The sequence below is a fragment of the Streptomyces sp. NPDC001920 genome, from assembly GCF_053594495.1.
In genome coordinates this window covers 199,034-213,591 of record NZ_JBSFEP010000011.1, presented here as the reverse complement: position 1 = coordinate 213,591, position 14,558 = coordinate 199,034, and the positions used below count along the sequence as shown (strand labels likewise).

Here is a 14,558-nt window from a genome sequence, read left to right as displayed (position 1 = left end):
TCCTACTCGGAAGTAAGCATTCCGGTTCCCGGTCGACATTGCCGAACGCCGGTCGATCATGGTCGAGCATGAAAGGGACATCATGCGCGCGAGACGCCCCAGACGAACCGCCCGCCTCCTCGCCGCCGTCGCGACCGCCGCCCTGTGCGCCCTCGGTCTCACGGCCCCCGCGAGCGCCGCCGACACTCCGCCGCCCGGCGCCAACGACTGGTCCTGCAAGCCGGATTCGGCCCATCCGCAGCCCGTGGTCCTGGTGAACGGCACCTTCAAGACCTCCTACGAGAACTGGCTGACCCTCTCGCCCGCCCTCGCGAACGCCGGTTACTGCGTCTTCACCTTCGAGTACGGCGACCTGGAGACCGCACCGGTCGCCGACTCCGCAGCCGAACTGCGCGACTTCGTGAACGCCGTGCTCGGCGCGACCGGCGCCAAGAAGGCCGACCTCGTCGGCCACAGCCAGGGCGGCATGATGCCCCGCTACTACGTCAAGTTCCTGGGCGGCGCCACCAAGGTGGACGACCTCGTCGGCATCGTGCCCTCCAACCACGGCACCACCAACCCGCTCGCCCTCGTGGCCGGCGCCACCCTCTGCCCGTCCTGCGTCGACCAGACCGCGGGCTCGGACTTCCTGCAGCAGCTCAACGCCGACCCCGAGACCCCCGTCGGCCCCGACTACACGGCGATCGCGACCAAGTACGACGAGGTCGTGCTGCCGTACACCAGCTCCTTCCTCGACGGGCCCGCCTCCTACGTCACCAACGTCCTGCTCCAGGACCGCTGCCCGCTCGACCTCACCGAGCACGACCAGGCGCCCAAGTCCGCGCTGGTACGGCAGTGGGTGCTCAACGCCCTCGGGCGCAGCGGGCCCGCCGACCCGGCCTTCGCGCCGCGCTGCCTCAGCGTGGGCTGAGCCGTCCGCGCCCGTCCGCGCCCGCCCGTGCCTGGGTCCTGTCGCCGCATTCCCGCACGCCCGGTGCCGCCCGGCACGCACGCTCGCCGGACGGGCGTCGGTAGATTGGTGCGGGTTACCCGTCCGCCGACCGTGCACGGAGCCCGCCATGCCGTTCAGCCGTCTGGCCGCCGCTACCACCCCCACCGCCCACCTGGGGCTCGGCCTGGCCGCGGTGGGCCGCCCGGGGTACATCAACCTCGGCCGGGAGCACGACCTCCCGGCCGAGCGCACCGTCGACGCCCTGCGCACCCGCACCCACGAACTGCTCGACGCCGCCTACGCCCAGGGCGTGCGGTACTTCGACGCCGCCCGCTCCTACGGGCGCTCGGAGGAGTTCCTCGCTGACTGGCTGAACGCCCGCCCCGACATCGACGACATCGTCGTCGGCAGCAAGTGGGGCTACACCTACACGGCGGGCTGGACCACCGACGCCGAGAAGCACGAGGTCAAGGACCACAGCCTCCGGACGTACGAACGTCAGCGGGCCGAGACCGACGCCCTGCTCGGTGACCGGCTCGACCTCTACCAGATCCACTCGGTGACCCCGGACAGCCCAGCGCTCACCGACAAGGACCTCCATGCCCGGCTGGCCGAAGCCGCGGCCGAGGGCGTCACCATCGGCTTCTCCACCAGCGGCCCCGCCCAGGCCGACGCGATCCGGGCCGCCCTCGCCGTGACGGTCGACGGCGAGCCCCTCTTCCGTACCGTCCAGTCGACGTACAACGCCCTGGAGACCTCGGCCGGTCCAGCCCTCGCCGAGGCCCACGACGCCGGGCTCACGGTGATCGTCAAGGAGGGCATGGCCAACGGACGGCTCGCGGACCCGTACGCGCCGGACGCGCTGAAAGCCGTGGCCGAAGAAACGTCTCTGGGGTGCGACGCCGTCGCCCTCGCGCTGGTCCTGCGCCAGCCCTGGGCCGGCGTGGTCCTCTCCGGCGCCGCGACGACCGTACAGCTCGCCTCCAACCTGCACGCCGCCGCCGTCGACCTCGACGAAGGCCAGCTGGAGCGCCTCGCCGCGCTGGTGGAGGAGCCGGAAGCGTACTGGGAGCGGCGCGGACAGCTGCCCTGGCACTGAAGGGCCGCCGATGATCAGGCAGTCGTGAGTCACGCGGATTCAGAATGAGACATCAATGTCTCACATGCGCTACTCTTGTCTCATGGCCGTCGATCGTGACCACGTCCTCCGCAGCGCCGCAGCCCTGCTGACCCGCAAATCCACCGCGACCATGGACGAGGTCGCGAAGGCCGCCGGGATCAGCCGGGCCACCCTGCACCGCCACTTCGCCGGGCGCGACGCCCTGGTACGGGCGCTGGAGGCACTCGGCATCGCGGAGTGCGAGGCCGCGCTGGACGCGGCCGACCTGGACGCCGGCACGGCACCGGATGCGGTACGCCGTCTGGTGGCCGCGGTCGAGCCGGTCGCCGGGCTGCTCGCCTTCCTCTACACCGAGAACCAGCTGTTCGAGGGCGAGGAGCAGAACGCGGGCTGGACCCGGATCGACGACCGCATCGCCGCCGTGTTCCGGCGCGGTCAGCTCAGCGGCGAGTTCCGCATCGACCTCACGCCGACCTGGCTCACCGAAGCGCTGTACGGGCTCATGGCCTCCGGCGCCTGGATGGTGCACAGCGGCAAGGGCGCACCCAAGGACTTCCAGCACATGATCGTCGAGCTGCTGCTCGGCGGCGCACTACGGAGAGAGGAACCATGACCAGCACCCTGCAGCCGGCGAGCACGACCGAGGCGGTGAAGCGCCCCGGCCGCTGGCTCGCGCTGTCCGTCCTCGTGCTCGCCGTGCTGCTGGTGGCCGTCGACGCGACCGTCCTCGGTCTCGCGACCCCCTACATCAGCGAGGACCTCAACCCCTCCGGCACTCAGCTCCTGTGGATCGGCGACGTCTACTCCTTCGTCATCGCCGGTCTGCTGGTGTCGATGGGCAGCCTCGGCGACCGCATCGGCCGTAAGCGGATCCTGCTCGTCGGCGCCACGGCGTTCGGCGCGATATCCGTGCTCAACGCCTATGCGACGACCCCTGAACTGATGATCGCGGCGCGGGCGTTGCTCGGTGTCGCGGGCGCCACCCTGATGCCCGCCACGCTCGCCCTGATCCGCAATCTCTTCCACGACCCGCGCGAGCGCAGCCTCGCCGTCGGCATCTGGGGCGCCACCGCCTCCGCCGGCACGGCCGTCGGCCCCATCGTCGGCGGTTTCCTGCTCGAACACTTCTGGTGGGGTTCGGTCTTCCTGATCAACCTGCCCGTGATGGCGGTCCTCGTCCTGGTCGGCATCAAGCTGCTGCCCGAATCACGGAACCCGGGTTCCGGTCCGTGGGACCTGAGCAGCGTCGCGCTGTCCCTCGTCGGCATGGTCGGCGTCGTGTACGCCGTCAAGGAAGCCGCCACGCACGGCGTCACCTGGGCCACACTCGCCATGGGCCTGCTGGGCGCGGCCGCGCTGTACGGCTTCGTACGCCGGCAGCTCACCCTGCCGACGCCGCTGCTGGACATGCGGCTGTTCGGCCACCGCGGCTTCAGCGGCGCGGTGCTGGCCGACCTGCTGACCATCCTCGGCCTGTCCGGGCTGGTGTTCTTCCTCTCCCAGTTCCTGCAACTCGTGCAGGGCAGGGGCCCCTTCGAGGCGGGTCTCGCCGAACTGCCCGCCGCGATCGGCGCGGTGGTCGCCGGCCTGATCGCCGGTCGTGCCGCCCGCCGTTTCTCGGTTCGGGCCGTCGTCTCCGGCGGCCTCGCGGCGATCGGCCTCGCCCTGGCCGTGCTCACCGTGATCGACCGCACCACGGGCTACCCCCTGCTCGGGGCCGCGCTGCTGGTGGTCGGCGCCGGCGCGGGCTTGTCCTTCACGGTGACGTCCGACGTGATCCTGTCGTCCGTCCCCAAGGAGCAGGCGGGCGCGGCGTCGGCCGTCTCGGAGACGGCGTACGAACTGGGCGCGGCCCTGGGCATCGCGGTGCTGGGTTCGATCGTGACCGGCGTGTACCGGGACTTCGTCGGCCCGGCGGGCACTCCGGCCGCGGCGCACGAGTCGCTGGGCGGAGCCGTGGAGGCGGCGGCGGGCCTGCCCGCCCACACGTCCGAGGCGCTGCTGGACGCTGCCCGGCAGTCCTTCGTGGACGGCCTGTCCCTCGCGGCGGGCACCGGCGCGGCGGTGCTGCTGGCCGCGGCGGTCGCGGCCTGGTTCATGCTCCGGGGCCAACGGCTGGACAGCACCGGCTGAGGGACGGGGGGTCGTGACCGGTCTGCGGTCGCGGCGGTCAGGAACACACGAACGGCGGGCCGCCCGATGGGCGACCCGCCGTTCCGAACGGGCCTTACGCGGCCTCTTTGGCCTTGCTCGCGTACATGTCCACGTACTCCTGGCCGGACAGCCGCATGACCTCCGCCATCACGGAGTCGGTCACCGCCCGCAGCACATAACGGTCCCGGTCCATCCCCTCGTACCGCGAGAACTCCATCGCCTCACCGAAGCGAACCGTCACCTTGCGGGGCCGGGGCATCCCCGCCCCGCCCGGCTGGATCTTGTCCGTGCCGATCATGGCGAACGGAACGACCGGCGCCCCGGTCATCAGCGTCAGGCGCGCGATGCCGGTACGGCCCCGGTACAGCCGGCCGTCGGGAGACCGCGTGCCCTCGGGGTAGATGCCGAAGACCTTGCCCTCCTCCAGGATCCGGCGGCCCGTCATCAGCGCCGCCACGCCGCCCCGACCGCCGTCCCGGTCGACCGGGATCATGCCGACGCCGGTGAAGAACCAGGCCATCAGACGGCCCTTGAGGCCCTTGCCGGTGACGTACTCGTCCTTGCCGATGAAGAACACCTGCCGGTCGCAGACCAGCGGCAGGATCATCGAGTCGATGAACGTCAGGTGGTTGCCGGCCAGGATGACCGGACCGTCGCCCGGGATGTGCTCCGCACCCTCCACCTGTGGGCGGAACATCAGGCGCATGATCGGTCCGAGCACTGCCTTGATGAGCGCGAAGCGGGACAACGGGCCCTCCGGTGTCAAGGGGTTCTGTATGAGTCTGTGCAGGTGAGGACGATACTCGCGGACCCGGGGGTCCCGCACATCGGGTGCGTCGACTTCACCGAGGTCTTACGCACTGTTGACGCACGTTCACCTGCGGTGCCGCGCCGAGGACGGCGCGTAACGCTCCCGCCATGATGTGACGGACATCGCCCTGAAGCCCTGAAGCCCTGAAGCCCGTCGCCCGGTCGCCCCGGCGTTCACACGACAGGCCCTGCCGAACGACTCCCCTCGATCGCCCGTCCGAATCCGACGGGACGACATCATTCTGTTCTCGTACGACATCCGGCGTCACCGGCGAGTTTCGCCGCACGTCTCCCGTCCGTCATGTACACGCACCTACGATCGGCCCGCACCGAACGGAAGACGGCCAGGGAGGGCCCCATGGGAACGCAGGACAATGAGCAGACGGGCGTGACCGGACGGCGGATGCTTCTCGGCGCGGCCGTGCTCGGCGCCGGCGGAGCGGTCCTCGGGCTGTCCGGCACGGCGCGCGCGGCCGAGGGCGGGCACGGCGGCGGTGGCGGTCTGCGGAGCCTGCCCAAGCCCACGATCATCGGCCACCGCGGCGCCAGCGGGTACCGGCCCGAGCACACCCTCGCCGCCTACCAGCTGGCGCTCGACATGGGCGCCGACATCGTCGAGGCGGGCGACCTGGTGCCGACCAGGGACGGCCACCTCGTCTGCCGGCACGAGCCGGAGATCGGCGGCACCACCGACGTCGCGAACCATCCCGAGTTCGCCGACCGCAAGAAGACCAAGTCCCTCGACGGCGTCGCCACGACCGGCTGGTTCACCGAGGACTTCACGCTCGCCGAACTGAAGACCCTGCGCGCCACCGAGCGCATCCCGGCCAACCGGCCGCACAACACCCTCTACGACGGCCGCTGGGAGATCCCGACCTTCGAAGAGGTCCTGAAGTGGCAGGACGAGCAGACCCGCAGGCGTGGCAAGCAGGTCTGGATCTACCCCGAGCTCAAGCACCCCACCTACTTCCGCAAGCTCGGCCTTCCCCTGGAGGAGCGGGTCGCCAAAGTGCTGCACAAGCACCGCAAGGACCGGCGGAACTCGCCGGTCGTCCTGCAGTCCTTCGAGCCGACCAGCATCCAGCGCCTGAACAAACTGGTCGACAACCCGCTGGTGGTCCTGCTCTCCGGCCCGGCCACCCGCCCCTGGGACTTCGTCGAGACGGGCGACCCGCGCACCGTCGCCGACCTGGTCGAGCCGGCCGGCCTCAGGGAGATCGCCTCCTACGCCCAGGGCATCGGCCCCACCCTGGACCTGATCATCCCGAAGGACGCGGGCGGCAACCTCACCACGCCCACCACCCTGGTGAACGACGCGCACAAGGTCGGCCTGCTCCTGCACCCCTGGACGCTGCGCAACGAGAACCCCTTCCTGCCCGCGAACTTCCGCAAGGGCACCGACGCCGACGCCTACGGTGACGTGTTCGGCGCCTACAAGGCGTACTTCGCCACCGGCATCGACGGTGTGTTCACCGACCAGCCGGACACGGGTCTGCTGGCCCGCCAGGACTTCGTCAACGACTGAGCCCCGGGCGCCGGTCAGGGTGACGGCCGGCCGCCCGGGCAACCCCGTGCCCGGGCGGCCGCGTCGTGCCGCATATGAGGAACGACCTGGTCGCCACCCTGCGACCCCTGCTCACCGCCGAGGCCCGTGCCGAGGCCCGCGCCTGCGGAGCGGAACCGGGCGACCTGGAACAGGCGGTCTGGCTCCGCCTCCTGGAGCGCCTCGACGCGCACGGCCCGCCCCCGGACCCCCACCGGTGGCTGCGCAGGGCCGTCCGCTCCGAGGCACGCCGCAACCGCCGTACGAACCACCGGGAGCGGCCGTACGAGGACGAGCCCGCGGACGAAGCCGCCGCCGGCCCCGAACACCTCGCCCTGGCGGCCGCCCACCACCGGGACCTGCGCGAGGCGGTGCGCCGCCTGCCGGGCCGCTGCCCCCGCCTGATGGAGGCCCTTCTCTCCCCGGACGACCTGACATACCGGGAAATCGCGGGGGAGTTGGGTATCTCACAGGGCAGTCTCGGCCCGGAACGTTCCAGATGCCTGGGATGTCTGCGTCGATTGCTTGCACCGGAGGTTGCGGCCCGCGGAGCGCGGGGATAGGAGTGAGGGACGACAGGCGATCAGGTGAGCGGGAGGCGTGCGCACATGGGCATGAGCGTGACCATCTCTGCGGCGGCCGAGCAGGACGCGGAGCAGATCTTCAGGCTGCAGTACCTGTGCTTCCAGAGCGAAGCGGCGCTGTACGGGAACTACCGCATCGACCCGCTGGTCCAGACGCTGGACTCGGTCCGGGCCGAGGTCGCCGCGGACTGCGTCTTCGTGGCACGGCTCGGCGACGAGGTGGTCGGCTCGGTCCGCGGCAGTGTCACCGAGGACGGCGCCGCCGCCATCGGCAAACTCTGCGTACACCCCCGTCTCCAGGGCCATGGCATCGGCGCCCGCCTCCTGCGCGCTGCGGAAGCGGCCCTGGCCGAGCAGCGCGGAGCCAGGACGTTCCGGCTCGAAGCGGGCCACCGCAGCGAGGGCAACCTCCGCCTGTACCGCAAGGTCGGCTACGAGGCGGTGGGCACGTCCAAGGGTGCCGACGGCGTCCCGATGATCGTCCTGGAGAAGCAGGCGGGCGCGTTCGCCGCTACGGCGTGACGGTGCGCGCCTTGCGGAGCCAGTACAGGGCCGACAGGGGCAGCAGTACCGGGATGAACAGATACCCCATGCCGTAGTCGGACCAGACGGTCGCGTCGGGGAACGCCGAGGGCTCCAGCAGGGTCCAGGTGCCGACGACCGCCACGCCCGCGAGTTCGGCGGCGCAGCACACCAGCGCCGCCTTGCGGGCCGTCTCCCCGCCGCGGACCAGGGTGTACGTGATGAAGCCGTACACGAGCCCCGCCACCGCCGACAGCGCGTAGGCGAGCGGCGCCCGGTCGAACTGAGTCGCGATCTGGTACGCCGAGCGCGACACGGCCCCGACGACCATCACGCCGTACAGCCAGACCAGCAGCATCCCCGGCCCGCTGATCAGCCGCGTCCGCTTCTCCTGCGTCGCGGCCACCTCAGCCTCCCCAGATGTCATAGAGCCGCACCTCCAGCACGGCCAGCACCACACCACCCGCGGCGACCGTCACCGAACCCCACTTGCTCCGCTCGGCCAGTGACATGAACCCGGCGGCCGGGACGCACGCGAACGCGCCCAGCAGATACGCCACGAAGATCGTCGTGCCCTGCTCCGGCTTCTCGCCCTGCGCCAGCAGCACGATCCCGGCCACCAACTGCACCAGGGCCAGCACCGTCACCACGGCCATCCCGATGAAGTGCCAGTCCTTCGTCGGCTGGTCACGGTAGGCCGCCCACCCGCACCAGGCGGCGAGCAGCAGCGCGGCGACACCGGTCACCAGCGTCAGGGCATCAAGCATGTGGCGAGCCTATTACGGGCCAAAAGACCTGATGCGGCCGCCCCCGTCGGTCGGCCGGACCGCCTCGGTGCGCGGGCCCGGGCCGTCTTCCGCTCCCGATCGCACCCGTCCGCTCCACCCGGCGGTCGACCTCGTCCCTCGGCCTCCCCGCCGGGCGGACCGCTGCGGCCCGTAGGGTCTAGACCATGACGATCCATGCGCACGCTCTCCTGTTCGACAACGACGGCACCCTCGTCTCCTCCCTGGCCTCCGTGGACCGCTGCTGGGCGCGATGGGCCGAGGAGTACGGCGTCACACGGGAGTTCGCCCGGGTCGAGCTGCACGGGCGTCCGGCGGTCGAGATAGTCGCCGACCTGCTCCCGGCCGACGTCGTGCCGGAAGCGCTCGCCCGGATCGAGGCGCTGGAGGTGCAGGACGTGCCGAACGGCGGCGTCCACCTGCTGCCCGGCACGAAGGCCCTCCTCGGCTCACTGCCCGCCGACCGCTGGGCCGTCGTCACCTCCGCCACCCGGCGGCTCGCCGAGGCCCGGCTCGACGCCGTCGGGATCCTCCCCAAGACGATGATCACCGCCGACGACATCACCCGCGGCAAGCCCGACCCCGAGCCCTATCTCCTCGCCGCCCGCGAACTCGGCGTCGACCCGGCCCGCTGCGTCGTCTTCGAGGACGCCCCCGCCGGTCTCGCGGCCGGTCGCGCCGCCGGCATGACCACCGTGGCGTTGACCACAACCCACCAGGCCCACGAGCTCGACGCCGATCTGGTGGTGCGGGATCTGTCGGCCCTGTCCGCCCTGGTCACGGGCGCGGGCGTGGAGATCTCCGTCCGCGGCTGACAACTGTCCGCCGCTGTCCAGCATGCGGACAGCGGCGGCCGGTAAGGACCGTACGTCTGGTTTACTGATCGCATGACCACGACGAGCTGCCGCACCTTTGCGACCGAGGCGACCATGACGCCCGGTGCTCGTTGTATGTGTCGAATGTGCGCCTTCTAGAGGGCCCCTGCGCCTCGCGCCCCGAAGCGAGAGCCCGCTCATGTCCACGCGTACGCCCGGCGTACGGGACCGAGCCCCGCCCCGCGCACACATTCTCCTCCCCGGTCCCACCGTGCCCGCGAGAACTGTGCTGCGTCCTGGCCGCCTTCGACCATGAACGCCACGTGCCCGGCGCCCACGATGCGCCGCGCACTCGACAGTGACGGAAAACCCCAGTGATCACCACAACGGGCCTGACCAAGGTCTACCGCTCACGCGGCCGCGAGGTCACCGCCCTCGACGGCGTCGACCTCCATGTCCGCGAGGGTGAGGTCTACGGCGTCATCGGCCAGTCCGGCGCCGGCAAGTCCTCCCTCATCCGCTGCGTCAACCTCCTGGAACGCCCCACCGCCGGCACGGTCACCGTCGCCGGACAGGACCTCACCGCCCTGGCCGGCCGCGGCCCCCGGGCCGGCCGCGAACTGCGGCAGGCGCGCAGCCGCATCGGCATGGTCTTCCAGCACTTCAACCTGCTGTCCTCCCGCACGGTCCAGGACAACGTCGAACTTCCGCTGGAGATCCTCGGCAGGTCCGGCAAGGAGCGCTCGCGCAAGGCGCTCGAACTGCTCGACCTGGTCGGGCTCGCCGACAAGGCCAAGGCCTACCCCGCCCAGCTCTCCGGCGGTCAGAAGCAGCGTGTCGGCATCGCCCGCGCCCTGGCCGGCGACCCCAAGGTGCTGCTCTCCGACGAGGCCACCAGCGCCCTCGACCCGGAGACCACCCGCTCCATCCTCCAGCTGCTGCGCGACCTCAACCGGCAACTCGGCCTGACCGTCCTGCTCATCACCCACGAGATGGACGTGGTGAAGTCGATCTGCGACTCCGCCGCGCTCATGGAGCAGGGCCGCATCGTCGAGTCCGGCACCGTCGGCGAGCTGCTCGCGACCCCCGGCTCCGAACTGACCTCCGCTCTCTTCCCGGTGGGCGGCGAGGCCTCCGGCGACGACCGCACCGTCGTCGACGTCACCTTCCAGGGCGAGGCCGCCACCCAGCCGGTCATCTCCAAGCTCTCGCGGACGTACAACATCGACATCTCGATCCTCGGCGCCGCCATCGACACCGTCGGCGGCCTGCAGGTCGGCCGGATGCGCATCGAACTGCCCGGCCGCTACGAGGACAACGTCGTGCCGATCGGCTTCCTGCGCGAACAGGGCCTGCAGATCGACGTCCTGGGCGCTGCGCAGCAGGAGTCCGCGCTGGTGAAGGAAGGTGCCAAGTGACCTGGTCCGAGATGCGGCCCCTGCTGGAGCAGGCCTGTTGGGACACCCTCTACATGGTCGGCTGTTCCACGCTCATCGCCGTCGTCGGCGGCCTTCCGCTCGGCGTGCTCCTCGTCCTCACCGACCGGGGCGGCCTGCTGCAGAACGTGGTCGCCAACAAGGTCATCGGGCAGATCGTGAACGTCGCCCGCTCGATGCCGTTCATCGTCCTGATGGTGGCCCTGATGAGCTTCACACGCTGGGTCACCGGGACGACCATCGGCCGCGAGGCCGCCATCGTGCCGCTCGCGATCGGCGCGATCCCGTTCTTCGCGCGCCTGGTCGAGACGGCTGTCCGGGAAGTGGACGGCGGGCTCGTCGAGGCCGTGCAGTCGATGGGCGGCAACACCTGGACCGTCGTCCGCAAGGTCCTCGTACCCGAATCCCTGCCCTCGCTGATCGCCGGCACCACCACCACGATCGTCGCCCTCATCGGCTACTCGGCCATGGCCGGCACGGTCGGCGCCGGCGGCCTCGGGGACATCGCCATCCGCTACGGCTACCAGCGCTTCGAGACCGAGCTGATGTGGCTCACCGTCGCGATCCTCGCCGTCGTGATCTCCCTCATCCAGTTCGCCGGCGACTACGCGGCCCGCTCCCTGCACCGCCGCGGCGGCCAGTCGGGCCCGGCGCCCAGGCTGCGCCTGCTGAAGGCCGCCACCGCCACCAGCAAGACCGTCTGAGCCCTCGGCCGGACCGGCCGGAAACCCAGAACTCCCCGCACACCCATGTCGGGGTCGCACCACCCATAGGAAAGGCACTTTTCGTGCGTAACACCGCCAAGATCACCACCGCCGCCCTCGCCGTCGGAGCCCTCACCCTCGGGCTCACCGCGTGCGGCTCGGACTCCGGTTCCGACGCGAACGCCCCCCTGAAGGTCGCCGCCACGCCCACCCCGCAGGGCGAGATCCTCACCTACGTCAAGGACAAGCTCGCGAAGAAGGCCGGCCTCGAACTGGAGGTCAAGGAGTTCACCGACTACGTGACCCCCAACACGGCCGTCCAGCAGGGCGAGGTCGACGCCAACTACTTCCAGCACCAGCCGTACCTGGACGACTTCAACAAGAAGAACGGCACCGACATCGTCGCCGTGCCCGACGCCACGGTGCACCTGGAACCGCTCGGCGTGTACTCCCAGGGCGTCAAGAAGCTCACGGACCTCGACAAGGGCGCCACGATCGCCCTGCCGAACGACACCACCAACGAGGCCCGCGCGCTCAAGCTGCTGGAAGCCAACGGAGTGATCGAGCTCAAGTCGGGCGTGGGCTACGACGCGACCCCCAAGGACATCGCCGCCAACCCGAAGAACCTCCGTTTCAAGGAGCTGGAGGCGGCCCAGCTGCCGCGCTCCCTCGGCGACGTCGACGCCGCCGTCATCAACGGCAACTACGCGCTGGAGGCCGACCTCAGCCCGGCGAAGGACGCCATCGCCGCCGAGTCGCCCGAGGACAACCCGTACGGCAACTTCCTCGCCGTGAAGAAGGGCGACGAGGGCGACCCGCGCGTCGAGAAGCTCGCGAAGCTGCTGACCTCGCCCGAGGTGAAGAAGTTCATCGAGGACAAGTACGACGGGGCTGTCGTCGCGGCGTTCTGAGAGGTCGACTTCCATCTGACGGTGCGTTTACCGCGTATCGCCACGCACGGGGTCCACTCCATCACCTGGTGTGGACCCCGTGGTGCAGTTCGGTGCTTTCATGCTGCATGCTGGGCAGTTCAGCAGGTCCTGAAGGATTTTCCGAAGGTTACGGAGCGGCGCATGACTAGCACCTTCCCCAACATCTCCATCAGCACGGAGCGGTTGGTGCTGCGCCCCCTCGACGAGGACGACGTGCCCGCGCTGGCCGAGATGATGAACGACGAGCAGGTCGGCGCGTGGACGGACGTGCCCCAGCCCTTCACCGAGGACGGCGCCCGCACCTGGATCACCGAGTACGCCCCCGCCGAACGGGAGAGCGGCCGCGGGCTCGACCTCGCCGTCACCGAGTTCCTCACCCAGCGGCTGGTCGGCATCGTCCAGCTGACCAAGACCAACTGGCAGGTGCGTGCCACGGAGCTGTCGTACGTCGTCGCCCCGTGGGCGCGCGGCGAGGGCTACGCCTCCGAGGCGGCTCTCGCGACCGCCCAGTGGCTGTTCACCGACCAGAAGTTCGAGCGCATCGAGCTGCGCACCGCCGCCGACAACACCGCCTCCCAGCAGGTCGCCCAGAAGATCGGCTGTATCAGCGAAGGCGTCCTGCGCAACGCCTGCATAGCGCGCGTCCGCACCGAGGACGGCACCTGGACCGACGTACGCACCGACTTCATCGTGTGGAGCCTCCTGCCGGAGGACCTCGACGGCGCCGGCGAGCAGCTGGCCGACACCGGCGGTTTCACCTCGTTCGGCGAGTGGAACTGACGGGAAACGAGCCCTCGGGCACCGAATGCCCGGCCCGCACGACCGGGTACCCTCACGAAGCCCGCCCCGCGGGCCGCCCACGACGACCTGCGCGAAACCTGGAGACTGACGACGATGGCCGACCGCGTCACGGTGATCGGCTGGGACGGCTCGCCGCTGACCGCCGCGGCACGCTCCGCGCTGGGGGCCGCCACGCTGGTCGCCGGCGCCGCCCACCACCTGGCGCTTCCCGAGGTGCCGCCCGCCGCCGAGCGCATCCGGCTGGGCAGCGTCGCCCTCGCCGCCCGCCGGATCGCCGCGCACCGCGGCACGGCCGTGGTGCTCGCCGACGGCGACCCGGGGTTCTTCGGAGTGGTACGGACCCTGCGCGCGCCCGAGTTCGGGCTGGAGGTCGAGGTCGTCCCCGCGGTCTCCTCGGTCGCCGCCGCCTTCGCCCGTGCCGGCATGCCCTGGGACGACGCACAGGTGGTCGTCGCACACCGACGCACCCTGCGACGCGCGGTCAACGTGTGCCGCGCCCACCCCAAGGTCGCCGTACTCACCTCACCCGGCGCCGGCCCCGCCGAACTCGGACTGCTCCTCGAGGGCGTCCACCGCACCTTCGTCATCTGCGAGGCGCTGGGCAGCGATCGGGAGCAGGTCAGCGTCGTCACCTCCGACAAGGCCGCCGACCACACCTGGCGCGATCCGAACGTCGTCATCGTCATCGGCGGCACGGCCGCCGCGGGGGAGTCAGGGGACTGGATCGCCGGACGCGACCCGGCCGCCGGACTGCGCGGCTGGACGCTGCCCGCCGAGTCCTACGGCGGCCTCATGGGCGAGGGCGAGCTGGAACGGCTGCGGGCGGCCCAACTCGCCCGGCTCGGCCCGCGCCTCGGCGACCTCGTGTGGGACATCGGCTGCGGCAGCGGCGCCTTCGCCACCGAGGCCGCCCGGGCCGGCGCCGCCGTCATCGCCGTCGACCGCGACCCACGGGCCTGCTCCCGCACCGAGGCCAACGCGCGCGCCTTCGGCGTCCAGCTCCAGATCGTCCACGGCACCGCCCCGCACGTCCTGGAGAACCTTCCGGAACCGGACGTCGTCCGCGTCGGCGGCGGGGGACCGGACGTCGTCTCCGCCGTCGCGGACCGACGTCCGCAGCGCATCGTCACGCACGCCGCGACCCGTGACGCCGCCGAACTCGTCGGCAGGGACCTCGCCCAGCACGGCTACGAGGTCGAGTGCGCCCTCCTGCAGTCCGTGGAACTCGACACGCGGGCCTGGACGGAGCGGGAGCGCAGTGTCGCGTTCCTGCTCAGCGGCGTGCTGCCGGACCGTACGGCGTGAGCGCACCGCCGTCCCCGTGATCGGGTTGTCCTACCGCGCGCGGTAGGCTGGCCGATCGTTGTACCGCACTCGGTCGCCCGGCACTTCGTCGGTCAATGTCCGGAAAAACGCGCCCC

At 71.1% G+C, this 14,558-nt stretch carries 16 protein-coding genes; 13 read left to right on the top strand and 3 right to left on the bottom strand.

The genetic code is table 11. From position 1 onward, the window contains the following. Positions 1-82: 82 nt before the first annotated feature. The 4 genes from ACWCPI_RS20590 to ACWCPI_RS20575 all read left to right on the top strand — a co-directional run bounded on the left by ACWCPI_RS20590 (position 83) and on the right by ACWCPI_RS20575 (position 4,184). Positions 83-910: an alpha/beta fold hydrolase gene (locus ACWCPI_RS20590; RefSeq protein WP_451039463.1), complete on the top strand. Its 828-nt coding sequence runs from the start codon at positions 83-85 to the stop codon at positions 908-910. 148 nt (positions 911-1,058) lie between these two features. Continuing rightward, positions 1,059-2,030 carry an aldo/keto reductase gene (locus ACWCPI_RS20585; RefSeq protein ID WP_451039462.1) on the top strand — a complete coding sequence of 324 codons (972 nt, stop codon included), beginning with the start codon at positions 1,059-1,061 and terminating at the stop codon, positions 2,028-2,030. An 82-nt stretch (positions 2,031-2,112) separates the two neighbouring features. Continuing rightward, complete coding sequence (locus tag ACWCPI_RS20580) at positions 2,113-2,664, top strand: TetR/AcrR family transcriptional regulator (protein WP_451039461.1); 552 nt, start codon at positions 2,113-2,115, stop codon at positions 2,662-2,664. Further along, entirely contained in the window at positions 2,661-4,184 is a 1,524-nt protein-coding gene (locus ACWCPI_RS20575; protein WP_451039460.1) for an MFS transporter, read from the top strand. Before ACWCPI_RS20580 ends, ACWCPI_RS20575 begins: the two co-directional genes overlap by 4 nt. Before the next feature lie 94 nt (positions 4,185-4,278). On the opposite strand, the gene ACWCPI_RS20570 is transcribed toward ACWCPI_RS20575, so the two are convergent. After that, positions 4,279-4,953: a lysophospholipid acyltransferase family protein gene (locus ACWCPI_RS20570; RefSeq protein WP_019757317.1), complete on the bottom strand. Its 675-nt coding sequence runs from the start codon at positions 4,951-4,953 to the stop codon at positions 4,279-4,281. 420 nt (positions 4,954-5,373) lie between these two features. Between ACWCPI_RS20570 and ACWCPI_RS20565 the strand changes: the two genes are divergently transcribed. From ACWCPI_RS20565 to ACWCPI_RS20555, 3 genes are all read left to right on the top strand, one after another. Then, positions 5,374-6,540 carry a glycerophosphodiester phosphodiesterase gene (locus ACWCPI_RS20565; protein ID WP_451039459.1) on the top strand — a complete coding sequence of 389 codons (1,167 nt, stop codon included), beginning with the start codon at positions 5,374-5,376 and terminating at the stop codon, positions 6,538-6,540. A gap of 74 nt (positions 6,541-6,614) precedes the next feature. Next, positions 6,615-7,121 (top strand): RNA polymerase sigma factor, encoded by a 507-nt coding sequence (locus ACWCPI_RS20560; protein ID WP_451039458.1) that lies wholly within the window; start codon positions 6,615-6,617, stop codon positions 7,119-7,121. Positions 7,122-7,166: 45 nt separating this feature from the next. Continuing rightward, positions 7,167-7,664 carry a GNAT family N-acetyltransferase gene (locus ACWCPI_RS20555; RefSeq protein ID WP_388806974.1) on the top strand — a complete coding sequence of 166 codons (498 nt, stop codon included), beginning with the start codon at positions 7,167-7,169 and terminating at the stop codon, positions 7,662-7,664. On the opposite strand, the gene ACWCPI_RS20550 is transcribed toward ACWCPI_RS20555, so the two are convergent. Further along, positions 7,654-8,070, bottom strand: a complete 417-nt coding sequence (locus tag ACWCPI_RS20550) for a hypothetical protein (RefSeq protein ID WP_451039457.1) — start codon at positions 8,068-8,070, stop codon at positions 7,654-7,656. The genes ACWCPI_RS20555 and ACWCPI_RS20550 overlap by 11 nt on opposite strands. 1 nt (position 8,071) lies before the next feature. Continuing rightward, positions 8,072-8,431 (bottom strand): hypothetical protein, encoded by a 360-nt coding sequence (locus ACWCPI_RS20545; protein ID WP_451039456.1) that lies wholly within the window; start codon positions 8,429-8,431, stop codon positions 8,072-8,074. Positions 8,432-8,616: 185 nt separating this feature from the next. Here ACWCPI_RS20545 and ACWCPI_RS20540 point away from each other — a divergent pair, with 185 nt between their 5' ends. From ACWCPI_RS20540 to cbiE, 6 genes are all read left to right on the top strand, one after another. Then, entirely contained in the window at positions 8,617-9,264 is a 648-nt protein-coding gene (locus ACWCPI_RS20540; protein ID WP_451039455.1) for an HAD-IA family hydrolase, read from the top strand. Between the two features lie 374 nt (positions 9,265-9,638). Continuing rightward, the gene (locus ACWCPI_RS20535; protein ID WP_451039454.1) at positions 9,639-10,682 is read left to right on the top strand and encodes a methionine ABC transporter ATP-binding protein; all 1,044 of its coding nucleotides are present in this window, start codon (positions 9,639-9,641) and stop codon (positions 10,680-10,682) included. Then, entirely contained in the window at positions 10,679-11,404 is a 726-nt protein-coding gene (locus ACWCPI_RS20530; protein WP_451039453.1) for a methionine ABC transporter permease, read from the top strand. The genes ACWCPI_RS20535 and ACWCPI_RS20530 overlap by 4 nt, the downstream gene beginning before the upstream one ends. Before the next feature lie 83 nt (positions 11,405-11,487). Beyond that, the gene (locus tag ACWCPI_RS20525; protein WP_451039452.1) at positions 11,488-12,315 is read left to right on the top strand and encodes a MetQ/NlpA family ABC transporter substrate-binding protein; all 828 of its coding nucleotides are present in this window, start codon (positions 11,488-11,490) and stop codon (positions 12,313-12,315) included. A gap of 162 nt (positions 12,316-12,477) precedes the next feature. Next, entirely contained in the window at positions 12,478-13,116 is a 639-nt protein-coding gene (locus tag ACWCPI_RS20520; protein WP_451039451.1) for a GNAT family N-acetyltransferase, read from the top strand. A 114-nt stretch (positions 13,117-13,230) separates the two neighbouring features. Beyond that, the gene (cbiE, locus tag ACWCPI_RS20515; RefSeq protein WP_451039450.1) at positions 13,231-14,442 is read left to right on the top strand and encodes a precorrin-6y C5,15-methyltransferase (decarboxylating) subunit CbiE; all 1,212 of its coding nucleotides are present in this window, start codon (positions 13,231-13,233) and stop codon (positions 14,440-14,442) included. The last annotated feature ends 116 nt before the right edge of the window (positions 14,443-14,558 follow it).